General features: G+C 56.9%; 19 protein-coding genes. 11 read left to right on the top strand and 8 right to left on the bottom strand.

What is annotated here, in order from left to right; translation table 11 throughout:
- Positions 1-2: 2 nt before the first annotated feature.
- The 9 genes from fliG to AB1781_00110 all read left to right on the top strand — a co-directional run bounded on the left by fliG (position 3) and on the right by AB1781_00110 (position 9,815).
- On the top strand, positions 3-1,031 hold the full coding sequence (gene fliG, locus AB1781_00150; protein ID MEW5702993.1) for a flagellar motor switch protein FliG: 1,029 nt from the start codon (positions 3-5) through the stop codon (positions 1,029-1,031).
- A 12-nt stretch (positions 1,032-1,043) separates the two neighbouring features.
- Positions 1,044-1,826 carry a FliH/SctL family protein gene (locus tag AB1781_00145; protein MEW5702992.1) on the top strand — a complete coding sequence of 261 codons (783 nt, stop codon included), beginning with the start codon at positions 1,044-1,046 and terminating at the stop codon, positions 1,824-1,826.
- Positions 1,816-2,196, top strand: coding sequence for a flagellar motor switch protein FliN (gene fliN / locus AB1781_00140; GenBank protein ID MEW5702991.1), 381 nt, complete (start codon positions 1,816-1,818; stop codon positions 2,194-2,196). The genes AB1781_00145 and fliN overlap by 11 nt, the downstream gene beginning before the upstream one ends.
- A 42-nt stretch (positions 2,197-2,238) precedes the next feature.
- The gene (locus AB1781_00135) at positions 2,239-3,006 is read left to right on the top strand and encodes a MotA/TolQ/ExbB proton channel family protein (GenBank protein MEW5702990.1); all 768 of its coding nucleotides are present in this window, start codon (positions 2,239-2,241) and stop codon (positions 3,004-3,006) included.
- A 20-nt stretch (positions 3,007-3,026) separates the two neighbouring features.
- On the top strand, positions 3,027-4,385 hold the full coding sequence (locus AB1781_00130) for a sigma-54 dependent transcriptional regulator (GenBank protein ID MEW5702989.1): 1,359 nt from the start codon (positions 3,027-3,029) through the stop codon (positions 4,383-4,385).
- 79 nt (positions 4,386-4,464) lie between these two features.
- Positions 4,465-6,537: a flagellar biosynthesis protein FlhA gene (flhA, locus tag AB1781_00125; protein MEW5702988.1), complete on the top strand. Its 2,073-nt coding sequence runs from the start codon at positions 4,465-4,467 to the stop codon at positions 6,535-6,537.
- Between the two features lie 15 nt (positions 6,538-6,552).
- Complete coding sequence (locus AB1781_00120; protein MEW5702987.1) at positions 6,553-7,521, top strand: GTPase; 969 nt, start codon at positions 6,553-6,555, stop codon at positions 7,519-7,521.
- 3 nt (positions 7,522-7,524) lie between these two features.
- Positions 7,525-8,313 carry a MinD/ParA family protein gene (locus AB1781_00115; protein ID MEW5702986.1) on the top strand — a complete coding sequence of 263 codons (789 nt, stop codon included), beginning with the start codon at positions 7,525-7,527 and terminating at the stop codon, positions 8,311-8,313.
- Positions 8,310-9,815 carry a hypothetical protein gene (locus AB1781_00110; protein MEW5702985.1) on the top strand — a complete coding sequence of 502 codons (1,506 nt, stop codon included), beginning with the start codon at positions 8,310-8,312 and terminating at the stop codon, positions 9,813-9,815. The genes AB1781_00115 and AB1781_00110 overlap by 4 nt, the downstream gene beginning before the upstream one ends.
- A gap of 28 nt (positions 9,816-9,843) precedes the next feature.
- Here AB1781_00110 and AB1781_00105 read toward each other — a convergent pair whose 3' ends face one another.
- Both AB1781_00105 and fliI read right to left on the bottom strand, forming a co-directional pair.
- A complete protein-coding gene (locus AB1781_00105) occupies positions 9,844-10,269 on the bottom strand; it encodes a hypothetical protein (protein MEW5702984.1) in 426 nt (141 codons plus the stop codon).
- Positions 10,266-11,639, bottom strand: coding sequence for a flagellar protein export ATPase FliI (fliI, locus tag AB1781_00100; protein ID MEW5702983.1), 1,374 nt, complete (start codon positions 11,637-11,639; stop codon positions 10,266-10,268). Before fliI ends, AB1781_00105 begins: the two co-directional genes overlap by 4 nt.
- Positions 11,640-11,826: 187 nt before the next feature.
- On the opposite strand from fliI, the gene ctrA reads away from it, so the two are divergent.
- Positions 11,827-12,579 (top strand): response regulator transcription factor CtrA, encoded by a 753-nt coding sequence (ctrA, locus tag AB1781_00095; protein ID MEW5702982.1) that lies wholly within the window; start codon positions 11,827-11,829, stop codon positions 12,577-12,579.
- Positions 12,580-12,651: 72 nt separating this feature from the next.
- On the opposite strand, the gene AB1781_00090 is transcribed toward ctrA, so the two are convergent.
- The 6 genes from AB1781_00090 to AB1781_00065 all read right to left on the bottom strand — a co-directional run bounded on the left by AB1781_00090 (position 12,652) and on the right by AB1781_00065 (position 19,036).
- On the bottom strand, positions 12,652-13,539 hold the full coding sequence (locus tag AB1781_00090; protein ID MEW5702981.1) for a protein-glutamate O-methyltransferase: 888 nt from the start codon (positions 13,537-13,539) through the stop codon (positions 12,652-12,654).
- Positions 13,536-14,693, bottom strand: coding sequence for a chemotaxis response regulator protein-glutamate methylesterase (locus AB1781_00085; GenBank protein MEW5702980.1), 1,158 nt, complete (start codon positions 14,691-14,693; stop codon positions 13,536-13,538). The genes AB1781_00090 and AB1781_00085 overlap by 4 nt, the downstream gene beginning before the upstream one ends.
- Positions 14,693-15,058, bottom strand: a complete 366-nt coding sequence (locus tag AB1781_00080; protein MEW5702979.1) for a response regulator — start codon at positions 15,056-15,058, stop codon at positions 14,693-14,695. Before AB1781_00080 ends, AB1781_00085 begins: the two co-directional genes overlap by 1 nt.
- 46 nt (positions 15,059-15,104) lie before the next feature.
- Positions 15,105-15,596: a chemotaxis protein CheW gene (locus AB1781_00075; GenBank protein ID MEW5702978.1), complete on the bottom strand. Its 492-nt coding sequence runs from the start codon at positions 15,594-15,596 to the stop codon at positions 15,105-15,107.
- Positions 15,593-18,247: a chemotaxis protein CheW gene (locus tag AB1781_00070; GenBank protein ID MEW5702977.1), complete on the bottom strand. Its 2,655-nt coding sequence runs from the start codon at positions 18,245-18,247 to the stop codon at positions 15,593-15,595. Before AB1781_00070 ends, AB1781_00075 begins: the two co-directional genes overlap by 4 nt.
- Before the next feature lie 144 nt (positions 18,248-18,391).
- Positions 18,392-19,036, bottom strand: coding sequence for a histidine phosphotransferase family protein (locus AB1781_00065; protein MEW5702976.1), 645 nt, complete (start codon positions 19,034-19,036; stop codon positions 18,392-18,394).
- A gap of 86 nt (positions 19,037-19,122) precedes the next feature.
- Between AB1781_00065 and AB1781_00060 the strand changes: the two genes are divergently transcribed.
- Entirely contained in the window at positions 19,123-19,326 is a 204-nt protein-coding gene (locus AB1781_00060) for a DUF3553 domain-containing protein (GenBank protein MEW5702975.1), read from the top strand.
- Positions 19,327-19,354 lie beyond the last annotated feature (28 nt).

Below are 19,354 nucleotides of genomic sequence, written 5' to 3'. Positions count from 1 at the left end.
CGATGGCGAATCCAAGTAGCGTAAAAGACGACTTCCAGAGCATAAACGGGCCACAGAAAGCGGCAATCCTTATGATGTCGCTCAGTGAGGCACAGGCCTCAAGCGTTTTTTCGCTCATGGACGACGAGGAGATCAAGGACATCTCCCAGGCGATGGCGAACCTTGGTTCCGTCAGCTCGACGGTTATCGAACGCCTTTTCAATGATTTTCTTGACCAAATGTCCGCCACCGGTTCCCTCGTCGGGAGTTATGAAAGCGCCGAGCGGTTCCTGACAAAGACACTCGGCAAGGATCGCGTCGACGGCATCATGGACGAGATCCGTGGACCGGCCGGCCGGACCATGTGGGATAAGCTGGGAAACGTGAGCGAGGAAGTCCTCGCGAACTACCTCAAGAACGAATACCCGCAAACCGTCGCCGTCGTTCTTTCAAAAATTCGGGCGGACCACTCGGCAAGGGTGCTGTCAATCCTGCCTGAGGAATTCGCAATGGAAGTCGTCCTGCGAATGCTTCGGATGGAAGTCGTCCAGAAAGACATCCTGGACGGTATCGAGAAGACCCTGCGAACCGAGTTCATGAGCAACTTGGCCCGCACGAACCGTCGCGATGCCCATGAGATGATGGCAGAAATCTTCAACAACTTTGACCGTGCCACCGAGGCGCGAATTATGTCCTCGCTCGAAGAGCGCAACCGTGATTCCGCGGAGCGGATCAAAGCGCTGATGTTCACCTTTGAAGACCTGGGCAAACTTGATGCAAGCGGTGTCCAGACCCTATTGCGCAACGTGGAAAAAGACCGGCTTGCCTTGGCTCTGAAAGGCGCCTCCGAAGTGATTCGAAATCTTTTCTTTCAAAACATGTCCGAACGCGCAGGAAAAATTCTGCGCGAAGACATGGAGGCGATGGGACCGGTTCGCCTGCGGGAAGTCGACGAAGCACAATCTTACATGGTCAACACGGCGAAGGATCTGGCGGCGCGCGGCGAACTTGTCATCAGCGAGAGCGGTGGCGATGACGAGCTTGTGTACTAAGCGGTGGACGGAATGCAGCCGACAAAAAAATTCCTGTTTGAAATAGATTTCGCGGATCCGGCCGCTCTCAAGCGTATAGGACAAGCCGTTCCTACCTACACGGAAGCCGAGATCGAGGAAGCCCGTCGGAAAAGTTTCGAGGATGGGAAAGCGGCCGGACGCAAAGAGGCGGAAGCGGATACGGAGCGTCTTGCCGCCAAGGCTTTAAATGTTGTTGGCGATCGCATGGCCAAACTCGAGGCTGTCCAATCCGAAGCTAGCAAATCCAACGCCCGCGACGCAGCCGAACTTGCCATGACAGTCGCGCGAAAAATCATTCCGGAAATCTCTGAACGCGGCGCGCTTACGGAAATCGAGGCGATGGTCCGAAAGTGCCTCGCGGACCGTTTCGACGAGCCGCGGGTTGTGGTTCGCGTTCACGATAGCTTGCTGGACGGTTTGCGCGCGCGTATCGACTCGACGGCGGCTATGGCTGGTTTTGCCGGCAAGCTTGTCCTGCTGGCCGACGACTCTCTCAATCTCACGGACTGCCGAATCGAGTGGGCGGACGGCGGCGCCGAAAAGGACGAGGTGCGCCTCTGGAAGGAAATCGAGGAGGCCGCGCGTCGGTTCACCGACCAACTCGAAAAAGTAGCATTGCCGGCCGCCGAAAAACCCCCTACCGCCACCCAAAGGGCGGAGCCTGTCATCCCAATCGCCGGGAAATCCAAAAAAACGGAGCCGGAAGCCGTCCCCGGTGAGAAACCGGAAGCCTTTCGGGTAAGCCAAGACCCAGGAGAGAATGATGAGCAATGAAGAGAATCTAAATCTGGAAGAGCTGAAAGAAGAAGCGCCGCCGCCGGATGACAAGACCAACTCGAGGGCGAAGCCAAAGGCATCCCAAAAAGCGGATTCGGACGAGGGAGACGACGCCGCCGCCATCCTCTCCGGGCTTGAGGCGGTTTACGACATCCCCGTGCAGGTCTCGGCTGTGCTCGGTCGCTCGACGATGCAGGTGAGCCAGCTCTTGAAGCTTGGGCGGGGGGCCGTCGTTGAACTCGATCGCAAAGTCGGCGAAGCAATCGACATCTATGTCAACGACCGTCTTGTGGCTCGCGGCGAAGTCGTCGTTCTGGATGAGCGGCTTGGCGTGACTATGACGGAGATCATCAAGTCCGACCGCTAGACGACGGTTTGCGCAAAGAAAAGCCGGAAAGAAACAGACCCAATGGATATTGCGACAGTCGGTGGCATCGTGGGCGCTTTTGCCCTTATCGCGATCGCGATGGTGCTTGGTGGATCCCCTCTGGCTTTCGTTGACGTCCCGTCGATCTGCATCGTCCTTGGCGGCACTTTCGCCGTAACGATGGCCTGTTTTTCCCTGCCCGAAATGCTGGGCGCCGGCAAGGTCATCATGAAAGCCATGTTCAAACCTGGCCAGAACCCCACCGACGCCGCGAATCGCATTCTTGAATTCGCCGATATGGCCCGCAAACAGGGCCTGCTCAATCTTCAGTCGTCCCTCGATGAATTGGAGAGCGAGCCCTTCCTTCACAAAGGGCTGACGATGGTCATTGACGGTACGCCAGGTGAAGAAGTCGAGAAGATCATGCGTCAAGACATTCAGGCGACCGCATCCCGCCATTCCCAGAGCACAAGCATTCTGCGCAAGGCGGCCGAAGTCTCACCGGCGATGGGACTTATTGGGACGCTTGTCGGGCTGGTCCAAATGCTCGGAAACCTGGACGATCCATCCTCGATCGGGCCAAGCATGGCGGTTGCACTGCTGACGACTTTTTATGGCGCAATCCTGGCAAACGTCGTCTTTTCGCCGCTGGCCTCAAAACTGGAGCGAAATTCCACGGAAGAGCTATTGACGCGCAGCGTGTACCTGCTTGGCACGACTTCGATCTGCCGACAAGAAAATCCCCGCCGTTTGGAAACGCAGATCAACACGGTTCTACCGCCGGCAAAGCGCGTACAATTCTTTGACTAGGTTTGGAAAGGAACAACGGCATGAGACTTCTTATCATTGGCTCGCTAAACGGCCAGATTGGCGCTGCCAGTAAAATCGCCATCGAACGCGGCGCGTCGGTGGATCATGCCGGTACGATTGACGCGGCCCTCGACGCCCTTCGCTCCGGCCGCGGGGCGGAACTGGTCATGGTGGATGTCACACTGGATATTGGCTCGTTGATCAAGCGCCTGGAATCTGAGCACATCAACGTGCCTGTCGTGGCTTGTGGTGTCGGTTCGGATACGGAGGCCGCCGTCCAAGCCATCCGAGCCGGCGCCAAGGAATACGTTCCACTTCCTCCGAACGCCGAGTTGATTGCCGCCGTCATCGAAGCGGTGACGGAAGAGAACAACGCCATCGTCTGCAATGATCCAATAATGCAAAAGACCCTGAAGTTTGCCGAACGGATCGCGCCCAGCCATGCAAGCGTACTGATTACTGGGGAGTCCGGCACCGGCAAGGAACTTCTGGCGCGTTTTATTCACCATAAAAGCCGCCGGGCGAAAAAGAAATTTGTTTCCGTAAATTGCGCGGCGATTCCGGAAAATCTCCTTGAATCGGAACTTTTCGGTCATGAAAAAGGCGCCTTTACGGGGGCCATCGCGCGGCGTATCGGAAAATTCGAGGAAGCAAACGGCGGCACTCTGCTCCTTGACGAAATCAGCGAACTTGCCTTCCACCTCCAGGCAAAATTGCTGCGCGCAATTCAGGAACAAGAAATCGACCGCGTCGGCGGCGGCGATCCGGTGAAGGTTGATATCCGACTTCTCGCAACCAGCAACCGCGACCTGGAGGAAGAAGTTCGTAAGGGCAATTTCCGTGAAGACCTTTATTTCCGCATAAATGTCATGAACTTAGTTATTCCACCTCTTCGCAGCCGGCCAAAAGACATCGCGGCACTTGCGGAACATTTCGCGGAAAAATACGCCGACCTCAACGATATCCCTAGGCGACATCTTGCCTTGGCGGCCCTTAACCGATTGCTTGAACATACCTGGCCCGGAAACGTGCGCGAGCTTGAGAACACGATTCATCGGGCGGTTTTGATCGCCAAGCAAAGCGAACTCGAATCGGAAGCAATCTTGTTGAACGCCCGCTCGATCCATGGAGATGGGGATGCGGAAGCGGTCGAAGAATCCAGTGAGCAGAGCAAGGCGGCGCAGCTCGTTGGCCGTACGGTTGCCGATGTCGAGCGCGAACTGATCCTCGATACGTTGCACCATTGCCTTGGCAACCGCACCCGCGCAGCCGGCATTCTTGGTATCTCGATCCGGACACTCCGCAACAAGTTAAAGCAGTACAGCGAGGAAGGGGCAGCTGTGCCGATGCCTGGCGGCCTTGACTCGCTGCTCACATAGATAAGGCTTTGTTTACTTGAGCGGCTAGGCCGCTCGGAAATTGGCGAATATGGCAGAGATAACGACCAAAACGACGCTCATGGCCGGGAACCCGCTGGACCGCCTGAGCAGCACGCTGCGGCGCGGCGACGTTGCCCTTGCCATTGGCATCGTATGTATCCTGGTTGTCCTCGTCCTGCCGATGCCGCCTTGGCTTCTCGATATTTCGCTCGCGATTTCCATCACGTTCTCCGTCCTAGTCCTGATGACGACGCTGTTCATCGCAAAACCGCTGGAATTCAGCTCGTTCCCGACGATTCTTCTGATTGCAACCATCCTGCGTCTTTCCCTCAACCTCGCCTCGACACGCCTGATTCTGGCGCATGGCCACGAAGGAACGCATGCCGCCGGCAAGGTTATCCAGGCCTTTGGCGGTTTCGTCATGAGCGGAAATTTTGTCATCGGAATGATCGTGTTTGCCATCCTCATCATCGTGAATTTTGTTGTCATCACGAAGGGATCCGGACGGATCGCGGAAGTCGCCGCCCGCTTTAGCCTGGACGCCATGCCGGGCAAACAGATGGCCATTGATGCGGACCTGTCCTCCGGACTTGTAAACGAAGAGGAAGCGAAGACAAGACGGAAGTCGCTGGAGAACGAGACCACCTTCTATGGCGCTATGGACGGCGCTGCAAAGTTCGTTCGCGGCGATGCAATCGCCGGAATTCTCATAACTTTCATCAATATTGTGGGCGGCATTATCATCGGAACCGCCCAACAAGGCATGACGCTTGCCGACGCAAGCGAGACGTACATGATTCTGACGGTGGGCGATGGCCTCGTGACTCAGATCCCGGCCCTCATCGTTTCGACCGCGGCCGGTCTCTTGGTGTCGAAGTCAGCCGTCGTCGGCTCGACGGACAAGGCTATTTTCGGGGAACTGGCTACTTACCCGCGAGCACTGGGCCTAAGCGCCTCGCTGATGGTGGCGCTCGCACTCCTTCCCGGCATACCGATGCTGCCCTTCCTGCTGCTTGCCGGTATTACCGGCGGGGCCGCCTGGCGTCTCTCACAGCGCCAGATAACGGCGGAAGCTGCCGAAGCCGACCAGGCCGCGGCCCTGCCCGCGCCGGTGGCGGAAGAGCCGATCGCGAAGATCCTGCACATCGATAACATTCGCCTTGAACTTGGCTACGGGCTGCTGCCGCTGATCAACGACGAACGAGGCCCGAGGCTCACCGAGCAGATCAAGGCCATTCGCCGGCAGCTGGCCAGCGAAATGGGATTCGTCATGCCGTCCGTGCGCATCCAGGACAATATGCAGCTCACGGCGAACGAATACACCATTCGCGTCAAGGAGGTTCGCGCCGGCCGTGGAGAGATTCGGCCGAATCTGCTCCTCGTCATGGACCCGCGCGGCGACAAGATCCCTCTGGCTGGCGAAGAAACGGTTGAGCCGACGTTCGGTCTGCCCGCCATGTGGGTAACGGAAAACTATCGCGAGGAAGCGTCCTTCCGCGGCTACACGGTTGTCGAGCCTACCACCGTCATTACGACGCATCTGGTTGAGGTCGTAAAGGACAACATGGCGGAGATGCTGTCTTACAGCGAAACAAAAAAGCTGGTGGACGACCTCGATGCAGAGCAGCAGAAGCTCCTGGCGGATATGATCCCCAGCCAAATATCGCTGGGAGGTGTTCAGCGCGTTCTCCAGAACCTGCTTCGGGAACGCATATCCATTCGCGATCTTCCGGCCATCCTAGAGGGCGTTTCGGAAGCCTGTGGCTTTACCCAGAACATCACGGCGATTTCCGAGCACGTCCGCTCCCGTCTCGCCCGACAAATCAGCGACACGCACGCGACAGAAAGCGGCTATATCCCGATTCTGACGTTGAGTCCTGAATGGGAAAGGTCCTTTGTGGAGTCGGTCGCCGGCCAAGGCGAGGAGCGACAGCTTTCCATGGCGCCAAGCCGCCTGCAGGCCTTCATCCAGCAGGTCCGCCAAACCTTCGAGCGGCATGTCATGATGGGAGAAGAGCCTGTCATTTTGACCAGTCCCGCCATCCGGCCCTATGTCCGTTCGATCATCGAGCGTTTCCGCCCGATGACGACCGTCCTCTCCCAAAATGAAATCCACCCGAAGGCAAGGATCAAGACGCTTGGCCAGATCTAACGGGAAATCCATGGCATGCGCTTGAAGTCGTTCACAGCACCGACGATGGCGGCCGCCTTGAATCTGGCCCGGCAGGACCAGGGCGACGATACGGTGATCGTCGCCACGACGGAAGACCCCGAGGCGGGCGGCTTTCGGGTGAGCGTCGCCATCGAGACGGAGGAGATCCTAGCGCGCCCGCCGAGGGGAAATAGCCGCGCCACCCTTCAACCTATTGAAGAGGCGTTAGCCTATCACGGGGTCTCGGAGAATCTGGCCTCTGAGCTTTTGGCGATCGCCGAAACCATCCAAGAAGACGACCCAATACTCCGACTTGCGGCCGGCCTCGATTCGCATTTTCATTTTCTCCCTCTTTCAGACCGGACAGTGAGTGTGCCTCTTTTGCTGATCGGCCCGCCCGGCATGGGCAAGACGACCGCCATCGCCAAACTTGCCGCAAGCGCCACCATAAAAAAACAGCCCGTCACAGTCATCACGACGGATACCAAGCGCGCCGGCGCCATCGAACAACTCGAGTCCTTCACGAAGATCCTTGGCACGCGGCTGCATGTTGCCCAAGACCCGGGCGCGCTTCGGGATTTGCTGGCGCTGGAAAGAAGTCACGGCTTCACCTATATCGACAGCGCCGGCACCAACCCTTACGACGAGGAGGACATCGCTACCCTGAAAGCCTTCATCGAGGCTAGCGGTGGGGAACCGGTTCTCGTTCTGTCCGCCGGCGGCGACCTGCACGAGATGGAGGAGGTCGGCGATATCTTCGGCCGCCTCGGGGTTCGGCGACTTCTGATCACCCGCCTCGACATGGCGCGGCGCCTTGGCGGCGTGCTGGCAGCGGCGGAGCGTGCGCGCTTGAATCTCTCAAACGTCAGCGTGACACCGAAAATCTCGGAAAGCTTACACCCGATCAATCCCGTCTCATTGGCGCGCTTCATGATGCCGGCCTATGTAGCGGCACGTGCAATTTCGCGAAAAGAAATGACATAAATCATGTTGGAAACTGCCGCCCTTGGGGCGCAAACCCCTCGATCCGCCGGTCAAAACATCATCGCTATCGCTTCCGGGAAGGGTGGCGTCGGCAAGACGTGGCTTGCTATCAGCCTAATCCACGCCTTCGCCAAAGCCGGACGGCGCGCCCTTCTTTTCGATGGCGATTTTGGTCTCGCAAACGTGGACGTCCAACTCGGCCTGATGCCGGAACGGGATATTGCGGACGTCATCGAAGGAAAAATCGGGCTTCGGCAGGCAACCGTTTCGTACCCAGATGGTGGATTCGACGTCCTTTCAGGCCGTTCCGGAGCTGGAAATCTCGCCGCTCTCGGAAGACCGAAGTTGCATTTTCTGCGAAGCGAGTTGACAGCGCTTTCCGAGCACTACGACGATGTCGTCGTCGACCTTGGGGCAGGCCTTTCCTCCAGTGTTCAAATATTTTCCGAGAGTTTCGGCACAACGCTTGTCGTGCTGACCGATGAGCCAACCTCGCTTGTTGATGCCTACGCCTATATTAAACTGCGAGCGACGCAGCATCGCGACGCGGACATACGGATCGTCGTAAACCAAGCGAAAAGCGCGTCGGACGGCGAGCGTACCTTCGCCGTCCTCCGGCGCGCTTGTGAAAGTTTCCTCTCGCTTGCCTTGCCATTGGCCGGCATCGTCCGCCGGGACCCGCACGTCGAGGCCAGCATTCGCACCCAGACCCCGCTTCTAACCCGCTATCCGAATTGCGACGCCGCCCAGGACGTAGAGGCGCTGGCGAGACGCCTTGTCGAGAGAAAATGAGCGACGTCAAACCACCTTCCTCGATTCCCACCTCGGTGCCGCCGAAAGCAGGTCCCACTTCGCTGGCCACCATCACCAGTTCGCCACCGGCTATCGCCAAGCTGGCCTCCGGGACGATGATCGTCGGTACGGTGCTGCGACAGGATCAAAGCGGCCAGACGCTGCTTCGCACCGAGCACGGGCAGCTTGCCCTGACGACCCGGCTGATTTTGCCGGCAGGGGCCGAGGTCAAGCTTGAGGTGCGGGCGGTCGGTGCCCGGCTGCAGGCAATCGTCCTATCGGTTGAGGGGAGACAACCGGTAAGCGGTGGCGCCGCTCCCCTATCAGCCGCAGCGCAGCCGCCACTCCCGGTGGGAGGCGGCGGGGGTTCGCCACCCGCCTCCGGCATACCCCAGCCGCAAGTCCCTCTCCTTGCCCAGCCGGGCCCGCCCGGCGGCGCCAGCGTAGGAATAGGCCGGAACACCGAAAGGGTAGCCATCGTCGCAACTCTTGTGTCGGAGACAGCCAAATCCAACACCCCCTCGGCCGCCGTCTCTTTGCTAAAAACGGCGGCACGGCAGGAAATCCCGGTCCGCCTCGCCATTCTTTCTCTCCAGATGCCGGGCGGGGGGGCAGTTGCACCAATGCCTGCCGTCCCGTTAACGACGGCAGCCTCCGGCGGAACGATTCTTTCCGGAACCGTTCTCGGAACCAACAGCCAAGGACAGCCCATCCTGCAAACGCCCCTCGGTCAGCTGACGCTGCCTATCCGGGCCGAATTACCGATCGGTGTGGTATTGACCTTCGAGCTGCTCGAGCCGCCATCGTCACGGCCCGCCGCCGAAGCCATCTCACGGATCGCCATTCCCCTCGCGGCGGAATGGGCGGCGCTGAAAGAAACGCTACAAATACTCGGAAAAACAAACCCGGCACTTCAGGCAACCCTGCTGAACATAACGATACCGCGGATCGGCACGGACATGGCTGCGAAGCTCCTGCATTATTTCTCCGCCTTGGTGAAAGGCAACATCCGGGACTGGCTCGGCGAACGCCTGCTGCACGATCTCGAGCAGGTCAACAAGGGAGCGTTGGCCCAGCGACTTTCCGATGAGTTTCTACAAATTAGCCGTTTGGCCTTGCGCGGCGAGGAGGATTGGCGAACGATGCTGTTCCCGATTCTTTACGGGAACAACCTCCACCAAGCGAAGCTCTTTCTCCGCCACCATGACAGCCGTCATGGCGGCGAGGAAAGAAACGGCGGCACACGGATCATCGTCGAGGTAAGCCTAAGCCGTCTTGGCGACCTGCAACTGGATGGCCTTTACCATGGGCGACATTTCGATCTGATTTTGCGAACGCGCCATCCACTGCCCGTCTTCATGACGACGGAAATCCGCTCAATTTTTGGGAGTTGCTGCGAAAATTCGGCTCTTCAAGGCAATCTTATGTTTCGCGCCAACGAGCCCTTCGTGACGACCCCGCTTCGCGAAAGCCCTACGGCGGGGCTTGGCCTCGAAGTCTAGCCGGTTGAAAATCCGAAAAACACTGCGCCTAGGCTAGCCCCGCGGGTCGGCGCCGATGAAGATTCAGCGCAACTTCGTCAAGGTCATTCTGCTGATGACGCTCCAGTATTTGCTTCTGGCGTTGCCGTCGATTCGCTTCGGTCAGCTCGTATTTCTTTAATTCGCGATATGCCTTGGCTACCGCCTCCTCCAAATCCTGAATTTGGCTGATGGTTTCATAAATGGATTGTTTCAGGTTTCGCTGCTGTTCGAAAACGCTTTCCACATAATTGGCGTAGGTATAACTGGCCTCTCGGGATTTTTCCGCAATCGCTTGTTCTGCAGCGAGTTCCAGATTGAGTTTGGTGGAGCGATCCTGTAACTGACTGTGCAGGCGTTCCAGCTCTCGCAGATCACGAAGTTTTTCGTCCAACTTCCATTGGTGAAGCCGGATAAGACTTTTGAGGCGGCTCATGCCGCATTACCTTCGGACGCTGCCGGCGCGTCGTTCATAATCTTGGCAAGTCGCTCGTACCCTTCCTGCAGACTTGAACATTCGTTATGGCTTTGATGCAGGAACGTTTCCAGCAGCGGGTGGTAGTGGAGCGCTTCGTCCGTTTTCGCATCGCTGCCTTTGCGATAGGCACCGATCCGAATCATGTCGGCCATGTCCTCATAAGCGGAAATGAGCGCCCTCGCTCGGCTCACGAGCGCGTTTTCTTCCTGGCTATTGCATGCCGGCATCGTTCGGGAGACGCTTCGCAGAACGTTGACCGGTGGAAACCGGCCCCGTTCGGCGATCGCACGATCGAGCACGATATGCCCGTCAAGGATTCCGCGAACGGTGTCCGCCACCGGTTCGTTATGATCGTCTCCCTCGACGAGGACAGTAAAGATCCCGCTGATGGTGCCTTCTCCCCGGCGCCCAGGTCCGGCGCGTTCGAGAAGTTTCGGCAACTCTGCAAAGACGCTTGGCGTATAGCCTTTGCTTGCCGGCGGCTCGCCGGCCGAAAGACCGATCTCGCGTTGGGCCGTTGCGATGCGCGTGATGCTGTCTATCAGGCAAAGAACATCCTTACCGCGATCCCGGAAATATTCCGAAAGGGCGAGCGTCAGATAGGCGGCCTGGCGACGCAGAAGCGGCGATTCGTCCGAGGTTGCAACCACGACGATGCTGCGGGCAAGCCCTTCCGGACCCAAGTAATCCTCGATGAACTCCTGCACTTCCCGCCCGCGCTCCCCAATAAGCCCGATAACGTTGACGTCGGCCGTCGAGAACCGCGCCATCATCGACAAAAGGACAGATTTCCCGATACCGGAACCGGAAAAAATCCCCACGCGCTGGCCACGGCAACAGGTGAGGAAGGTGTTGATGGAGCGAACACCAAGATCAATCTTGCTGCCAATCCGCTGCCGTTCGTTTGCGTGAGGCGGGGCGGCGCGCAAACGGTAGGCCAGATTGCCTTGGGATAAAGGCCCCCGGCCATCGACCGGTTCGGCCATCGCGTTCACGACGCGGCCGAGCCAGCTGGCCGTTGGGTAGACGACTGGCTCGGTATCCACCAGCTCGGTCTTGCAGCCAAGGCCAACCCCTTCCAGCGAGCCGAAGGGCATGAGAAGGGCCCGCCCATCGCGAAAGCCCACTACCTCACCTAGGACGGGCCGCTTGCCGCGACCCAGGATACGGCACCGATCCCCGATCGAAATGGCGCTCTGAATGCCGCCAATTTCGATCATCATGCCGAGGACGGCGGTTACCCGTCCATAGAATCGATAGGGGGGAATCCGGTCGAGACCGGTGAAATTCTCGTTTCGCGAAGGAATGGTTAACGTGCCGGGATTCATATGATATGTAAATTAGGTTCCTTGAGCCTTCCGAGAGAAATCCTAGGGGCTAAGGCTTAAGGTTCTGTGAAGGGCGGCCGGGTTGGATGCCATCTCGATCGCCATAGTTAAGATCATATTAACCCCTGCAGTGTCAGAGTCAGGGCTATCAGAGTTTAGTTTAGCGCCTGTCTTTAGGGAGGACCGTATGCGTGCGCTTCTGATCGAAGATGACCCAACGATGGCATCCAACATTGAAATGATGCTGCGGTCCGAAAACATCGTCTGCGACACGACGGATCTCGGCGAAGACGGTTTGGAAATCGGCAAGCTTTATGATTACGACATTATTGTTCTCGATTTAATGCTTCCCGACATGGACGGTTACGACGTACTAAGACACCTCCGCTCCTCACGAATCGAAACCCCCATCCTCATCCTTTCCGGCCTCACAGAACCTGACAACAAAATCAAGGGATTTGGCATCGGCGCCGACGATTACCTCACGAAACCCTTCGACAAAGGCGAGTTGATTGCAAGGATTCACGCAATCGTCCGGCGATCGAAGGGGCACGCAAATTCTATCATTAATACCGGGCGGCTTTCCGTCAACCTGGACACGCGGATGGTCGAGGTTGATTCAAAACCGATCCATCTTACCGGAAAAGAATACGGGATTCTTGAGCTGCTCTCCCTTCGCAAAGGAACAACCCTGACGAAAGAGATGTTCCTCAACCATCTTTACGGAGGGATGGATGAACCGGAACTCAAGATTATCGACGTGTTCATCTGCAAACTGCGCAAGAAGCTTTCCGCGGCCCTCGGCGGCGAAAACTATATCGAGACGGTTTGGGGACGCGGCTATGTTCTCCGAGATCCGGCCGGTGACATAGAAGGAGAGCCAACACCTCTCGCCTCCCCCCCGCAACCCGAACGGCAGGCAAGGACGGCCAGCGCCTGACGAGGCTGCTCCCTCGCGCCAAGCAAGCGCCAAAACGTTCGCGAGCGAAAAGCCAAGTTTTTGAATCGCAGATTACGAGGCAGAAGGTTGCGTCGGCGGGCGCGCAACCGAAGTTCCGATTGCCTTCGTGTGGACCGCGCCTCCCTCTTTTGCCAGCCCATAGGTGCCACGAGCACCCGGAACGGGCTTGAAGGTGTCCGTAACGCCGATCACCGTCTCGGCGCCGCCAAGAAAAAGCACGCTGTCGTTTGCCATGATTTTGCTGATGCGCTCAAGCACCCGCACTTTCGTCGGCTGGTCAAAGTAGATCAGCACGTTCCGGCAGAAAACAACGTCGAATGGTCCAAGGGCGGAAAAATCGTCGAGTAGATTCAGGTAACGGTAGGTTATCATCTCCCGAATTTCCCGACAGATCTGCCACCGATTTTCGCCTTCCTTTGTGAAGTATTTGACAAGAAGTTGGATGGGAAGGCCTCGCTGGACCTCGAACTGGGTATAAAATCCATCTCTTGCTTTTTTTAATACCTCGTCAGAAATATCGGTACCGATAATATCGAACCGGTAGTCACGGACCTTCGCGCCCTCCTCTTTCAGAAGCATTGCGATCGTGTACGGTTCTTGCCCCATCGAGCAGGCGGCGCTCCAAATTCGGATTTTTTTCGTTTCCGAACGAGCTGCCAACAGCTTCGGAAGAACATCCTCTTTAAAAATCTTAAAGGGCGTCCCATCGCGAAAAAAGAAAGACTCGTTTGTCGTCATCGCATCCGTAATTTCACGGATAAGCTTCTCATCTTTCTTGAGCTGGACCGTCCGAATAAGCTCATCAAGGCCGCCTATGCCCAGACGCCGAACAAAAGGCGTGAGCCGCGCCTCGACCAGATAGGTCTTCGCCTCGGAAAGCACGAGACCGGAACGTTGATAAAGCAGATCGCACAGAAACAGGAAGTTGTCTGGCGTCATGGTGCTTTTCCGCTAATTCGTTCGTGGACATAGGCCGGAATCTTCTGCAAGGGCAAGATCGCGCTGCACAAGCCGGCCATCGCAACGGCCCCTGGCATGCCCCAGACAACGCTCGATTCCTCGTCCTGTGCGATGACGGTGCCCCCGGCGACAACGATTTCATCGCTGCCCTTGAGGCCATCCTGCCCCATGCCCGTTAGAATCACGGCAAGCGCGTGGGCCCCATAGGTTTCGGCGACGCTTCGAAGCATTGGATCGACGGCTGGCCGGCAAAAATTTTCAGGCGGCGTTTGAAGAAGACGCAAGGTGTTTGTCGGCTCCCCTTTCTCGACAACCATGTGAAAGTCGCCTGGCGCCAAGCGAGCGCTACCGGCCTTTATCGGCTCCCCATCCATGGCCTCCGCGCAAGGAATCTGACAGACCCGGCTGATATGTTCCGCAAGGATGGTCGTGAAGGTCGGCGGCATGTGCTGCGTAATGAGAATCGGAAGGGGGAAGCCTTCCCCCACCTGCTTTAACAGAGCGAGCAGGGCCTGGGGGCCTCCCGTCGAACTGCCGATGGCGATGACCTTCGGCAAATGAAGGGATGGCTTGCGGAGTATGGGTAAAACACCACGGCGTCCCTCCCTCGCCTTCGCCACCATGTCGGGAATCGTGCGGTCTATGTTCGATGTAACCACGGAGGCTCCCCGGCGGCGGGCACCGAGATTACGGACCTTTTCGATCAACATATGGCGGAAGTCGCGCGATCCGCCAACCTCCCTTGCCGAGGTTGGTTTCGGGATATAGTCCGCGGCTCCCAGGGAAAGTGCGCGCAGGCTTACCTCGGCGTTCTTCAACGTTAAGGTCGAAGCCATGATCACCTGAACCTTGGGGTCCTGTTTCAGGAGAAGCTCGAGCGCTGTCATGCCATCCATGACCGGCATTTCAATATCGAGCACGATGACTTCAACGTCATGACGCAACGCCGTACCGACCGCGATCTTGCCATTGGCGACGGACGCCACGACGGCGATATCTCCGTCTTCTTCAAGGATTCGCGTCAGAAAACCGCGAATGACAGCGGAATCCTCAACCACCATCACCCGATAAGGATCGGTGACGGAACCGATGGCGGAAGCTTTGTCTGGTCTGACATCAGCCGCCGCTGACATCAAAGCACTCCTACCTGCTCGAACTTCGCCTGAAGAATCTCGCTGTCGAACGGCTTCATGATATATTCGTTCGCGCCAGCCTGAATAGCCTCCTGAATATGCTTCAGGTCGTTTTCTGTAGTGCAGAAAACGACGACGGGCCGCTCCCCTCCGGTAAGTTTACGAAGTTCCTTCAGAAAATCGATGCCGCTCATGACCGGCATGTTCCAGTCCAACAGAATGACGTCCGGCATTTCTTTTCTACAGACTGCCAACGCCTCAATGCCGTTCGTCGCCTCTTCAGTCCGGAAGCTTAACTCTTCCAGAATGCGCCTAGCGATCGTCCGTATTACTTTTGAATCATCGACAATGAGACAATATTTCATCGTTATTTCCCGCCGATAGGTTGCGGTACGGCCTTTCCTTTTCCCATTAAGCTGCCTTTGGGGTGGCAAAATCAAGAAGCCGGCTCACGTCCAGAACGATGAGGAGCGTCTTATCCAGACGATAGACACCAGAAGAAATCTCGCTCCACAGGGGATCGAGAGTGGCCGGCGGGCGTTCATGGGCATCGGGCGGCAAATTTAGGACCTCGCCTACGGAATCGACGACCAGGCTATAGAGTTCCTCACCACGGGCGACAACGATGCTCATGCCGCTTTGTTTTTCCTTCGACGCCGGGAGGCCAAGCCGCTTTCGCACGTCGATCGCTGTAACGATACGCCCGCGCAAATTTAGTACGCCCGCGACTTCCTTCGAGGCAAGCGGCACCCACGTCAATTTCTGCGGCCCCAGTACGTCTTGAACATCCAAAACCGGAATACCGAACATTTGATCGTCGACAAGCATCGTGACGAATTCCCGTCGCTCGCGGGTCCGATCAAATTCATCGGAGACGTTTAAAATTTGTTTTGGCTCCGTCATGCCGCGCCTCGTGTCGTGTCTAGGGTTTGAGCCAGTGTATGCAGCAAGGTATCGCGATCGGATTTTGCCACGTAATTGGAAAAGCCGGCCGCTTTTCCGCGTTCCACGTCGCGCTGAGAGGTGTGAGACGACAGCGCCACCAGCGGCGTATTCTGCCAAAGACCATCGTTCTGCACAGCTTTCGCAAACTCGAACCCGTTCATGCCCGGCATTTCTATGTCGCTTAGAATGGCATCGAAGGCCGCACCGGTTTCCCGCAGGCGAAGGGCCTCATCCGCGCTTGCGACGGACGTAACCTGATAGCCAGATACAGAAAGCAACGGCATCAATAGATTGCGGAAAAATGGGCTGTCGTCCACGAGCAGAAGACGACGAGGCGTGGCGGTGTTGTCGTAAGATGCATCCTCCCCGCTCGCGAACCAGTTTCCACAAGCCTGCGTAAGATAATAGGCGACATCAAGAATATCCGTTGCCTTGCCAGCGATGATGGCGCTACCGAGCGTGCCCTTATGGGTGCCGACATGCTCGATTTTGAGGTGACTTTCGACAATATCTAGTATCTCATCCACGACCAGTCCAATCGTACGGTTACGGTCGGAAAAAACGAGAACTGGCCGATGACCGGACCGTTCGTTCTCAAGCATCCCGCTTAGCGGGACGAGCAGCATGAGCTGCTCTCGGTACTGGACCATTGGCATGCCGTTCGAATATTCAATCTTGTCACAGCCGATCTCTTCCAGCCGCGCAACCAGCTCTAACGGAACCGCTTTCGGTTCTTCTCCGCCGGCCCGGAACAAAAGCAGCGACATACGTTCTTCGTTCCGGATCGTCTCCACCGCCGCATTGTTTTCGGCTTCCGGTGCGTCTCCGATCCGCGAATCGCCCGCGGCGGAAGCAATCCCGTTCGGATCCAGGATCATTACAACGCTGCCGTCTCCAAGAATTGTGTTGCCGGAAAACATGCCGATATCGCGGAGAATTGGCGCCACCGGCTTGACCACGATTTCTTCCGTATCGAAGACCCTATCAACGGCAATCCCGAATTTGTAGGTACCAACCTGGGTAATGATGACAAAGCGTTCCTTGCCTTCTCGTTTATGGATGTCCTTATCAACAGAGGGAATTTCCTTGTTTTCCGATGCGTTCTGGACACCCGGATTCAGCAAATCTCCGAGCATGACGAGAGGCAGCAGGCGATCCCGAAGACGCAAAACTGGCGTTTCGTGAATCCGCTCGATTCGATGCTCGGACCCGGCAGAGGAACGCACAAGCTCAAGCACGCTGATCTGGGGAATCGCAAAACGCTCGCCGCGGCATTCCACGATCAACGCCGAAACAATTGCAAGCGTCAGAGGAATCTTAATGGTGAAGGCCGTGCCCTTGCCTTCTTTCGCTCGCATCTCGATCGTGCCGTTGATTCGTTCAATATTCGTGCGGACGACGTCGAGGCCGACCCCGCGGCCCGATATGTTCGTGACGGCCTCTGCGGTCGAGAAGCCAGGCTGGAAGATATATTGTAAAATCTGCTGATCGGTCTTCGCATCCAGCTCGGCCTGAGTCGCCAGACCATTGGTCAACGCCTTCTTCTTTATCTTCTCGACCGAAATGCCGCGGCCATCATCGGAAATCTCAATGATAATGTGACCACCCTCGTGGTAGGCGTTCAGGATGATCTGGCCCGTTAGGGGCTTGGCGGCTTTTTCCCGTTCCTTTGGAACTTCAATACCGTGATCGGCCGAGTTCCGCACCATATGCGTCAGAGGATCCTTGATGAGTTCAAGAACCTGACGGTCGAGCTCGGTATCCGCCCCGATCATCTCGAGTTCGATTTTTTTACCAAGTTCCATGGCCAGATCGCGGACGATTCTTGGAAGTTTCGACCAGGCGTTGCCGACCGGCTGCATCCTGGTCTTCATCACTTCTTCCTGCAGTTCGCTCGTAACGTGGTTGAGCCGCTGAAGAGGCACGATGAATTCACTGTCGCTTTTTCCCCGCACCATCTGGAGCAATTGGTTACGCGTCAGAACCAGCTCGCTTACGATGTTCATGAGATTTTCAAGCAGGGCTACGTTGACCCGAATGTTTTGGGTGGCAATACTTGGTTGCTTTGCTGCGCTCGGCGGCAGCGCAGCCAGCGAGACGGCTGCTTGAGAGACGTCATGGATATCCTCTACGGTATCCTCCGCAAACTCTTTAGCCAGTTCGCCATCGTCATCAGATTCCGTCTCTAATACGGCTGTGGTTTCTTCGAGCGCCTTCTCGGGATGCACCCCGCCGCCTTCCATCACGGCATGGAGACGACGGATTAGATCCGAATCGTCGCCCTCCGGTTCGGCCCCCGTTCCTTCGAGAGTCATCAGCAGCTCTTTGATCATATCCAGGGATTCAAAGATTAGGGTTACGGCTTCCGCCGTGACTTCCAATTTACCTTCCCGAAATTGCCCAAATACGTCTTCGGAAGCATGAGCAACCCGCTCGAGTCTGGGAAGTCCCAAGAAGCCGCATGTTCCCTTGATCGTGTGAACGAGACGAAAAATACCGCTCAGAAGTTTTGGATCGTTCGGATTCTTTTCAAGCTCAACAAGATCGGCGTCCAACTCGGAAAGGCTCTCTGCCGTTTCCGTTAAAAATTCTCTGAGTAGGTCATCCATGATTCATTTCCTGTCCTGCTCGAAGAGGATGGAACGGCCTAGTTCCCCTCCCCGATGCTTTTTTTATGTGTCCCCTAACGCTCGCAAATAGAGGTTAAAAAGCTGTAAAGCGCGGGAAGGCGCGGGAAGGTAACGAATCGGCGATTAACGTTGGTGTACGACCTTTAACGTGATGGCGTCCGTATGCAAATCGATCGTGAGGGTGAAGCCAAACCTGCCAAGGAGGCGCGCTAGAAAATAGGCGGGCACGTTACGCGGATTCAATTTTTCGACAGGAAGAGAAAGGCGAAGAGCTTCGACAGTTTCATTCTTGAAAAAAACGCTTTTTCCTTTCGCCGCAACTTCGAGAATTGTTTTGTCGGCCTGGCAGGCGACGGCGACGATGAGATCACCACCTTGCGGAAGCGCTTCGGATGCAAGCAGCGCCATGTTCAAGAGCAGCTTCACGGAACCATTCGCCAAGGACGCCAACGGGTCCACTTCTTCCCGCCAACCGAGATGGATACGCCCCCCTCCCAAATAGCCTTCCAGCAGCGCCCGCCCCTCGCCCAGTGGAAGCGTTTCAGCAGCGCCACCCCCCTGTCCGAACGCCGCGCGGAAGAAGCGCAACCGGCGGGACGCTTCGTCTGAACTTCTGTGTAGGAGACCGAGAACCTCAGCCTCCATCTCGGAACCGTCCTGCGCGAGAAGCTCGAGGCCGTTATGGATTGCCCCGACCGGGCTTACAAGATCGTGGCAAAGGCGAGAGCAGAGAAGTTCCGCTAAATGAATTTCGATGTCGGTGTCCACGCCCTCATTTCTCATCGCAACCCCGGTCCCGTGCGGTGTATGATTATTATAATCGTAAAGCCAAAAGCTAACGAGATGCCTCGGAAATGCAACACATACTACCGGGAGCCTTTGTCCGCCACCCAAGCCGGCCGGACTGGGGCATCGGTCAGGTACAATCCGTGATCAAAGATCGAATCACCGTTAATTTTGAGCACGCTGGCAAAGTGCTTATCAATGCTGCGGTCGTCGATCTGGCCGACATAACGGAGGAAACCCTGCGCCCGAAAGGGAACCCGGACGGGAGATAGGACAAGTTGCGCTCTCTTTCTGAAATTG

This window comes from Pseudomonadota bacterium, from assembly GCA_040752895.1.
GTDB lineage: Bacteria > Pseudomonadota > Alphaproteobacteria.
Note: the sequence above shows the minus strand (reverse complement) of the source record. Positions and strands in the feature narration are given on the sequence as shown.

Excerpts from the sequence above, each read along its gene's own strand:
- fliG (MEW5702993.1), top strand. The coding sequence starts at position 3 with ATGGCGAATCCAAGTAGCGTAAAAGACGACTTCCAGAGCATAAACGGG.
- AB1781_00135 (MEW5702990.1), top strand. The coding sequence starts at position 2,239 with ATGGATATTGCGACAGTCGGTGGCATCGTGGGCGCTTTTGCCCTTATC.
- AB1781_00110 (MEW5702985.1), top strand. The coding sequence starts at position 8,310 with ATGAGCGACGTCAAACCACCTTCCTCGATTCCCACCTCGGTGCCGCCG.
- AB1781_00085 (MEW5702980.1), bottom strand. The coding sequence starts at position 14,693 with ATGTCAGCGGCGGCTGATGTCAGACCAGACAAAGCTTCCGCCATCGGT.
- AB1781_00080 (MEW5702979.1), bottom strand. The coding sequence starts at position 15,058 with ATGAAATATTGTCTCATTGTCGATGATTCAAAAGTAATACGGACGATC.
- AB1781_00105 (MEW5702984.1), bottom strand. The coding sequence starts at position 10,269 with ATGAGCCGCCTCAAAAGTCTTATCCGGCTTCACCAATGGAAGTTGGAC.
- ctrA (MEW5702982.1), top strand. The coding sequence starts at position 11,827 with ATGCGTGCGCTTCTGATCGAAGATGACCCAACGATGGCATCCAACATT.
- flhA (MEW5702988.1), top strand. The coding sequence starts at position 4,465 with ATGGCCGGGAACCCGCTGGACCGCCTGAGCAGCACGCTGCGGCGCGGC.
- AB1781_00070 (MEW5702977.1), bottom strand. The coding sequence starts at position 18,247 with ATGGATGACCTACTCAGAGAATTTTTAACGGAAACGGCAGAGAGCCTT.
- fliN (MEW5702991.1), top strand. The coding sequence starts at position 1,816 with ATGAGCAATGAAGAGAATCTAAATCTGGAAGAGCTGAAAGAAGAAGCG.
- AB1781_00120 (MEW5702987.1), top strand. The coding sequence starts at position 6,553 with ATGCGCTTGAAGTCGTTCACAGCACCGACGATGGCGGCCGCCTTGAAT.
- AB1781_00145 (MEW5702992.1), top strand. The coding sequence starts at position 1,044 with ATGCAGCCGACAAAAAAATTCCTGTTTGAAATAGATTTCGCGGATCCG.
- AB1781_00075 (MEW5702978.1), bottom strand. The coding sequence starts at position 15,596 with ATGACGGAGCCAAAACAAATTTTAAACGTCTCCGATGAATTTGATCGG.
- AB1781_00090 (MEW5702981.1), bottom strand. The coding sequence starts at position 13,539 with ATGACGCCAGACAACTTCCTGTTTCTGTGCGATCTGCTTTATCAACGT.
- AB1781_00060 (MEW5702975.1), top strand. The coding sequence starts at position 19,123 with ATGCAACACATACTACCGGGAGCCTTTGTCCGCCACCCAAGCCGGCCG.
- fliI (MEW5702983.1), bottom strand. The coding sequence starts at position 11,639 with ATGAATCCCGGCACGTTAACCATTCCTTCGCGAAACGAGAATTTCACC.
- AB1781_00130 (MEW5702989.1), top strand. The coding sequence starts at position 3,027 with ATGAGACTTCTTATCATTGGCTCGCTAAACGGCCAGATTGGCGCTGCC.
- AB1781_00115 (MEW5702986.1), top strand. The coding sequence starts at position 7,525 with ATGTTGGAAACTGCCGCCCTTGGGGCGCAAACCCCTCGATCCGCCGGT.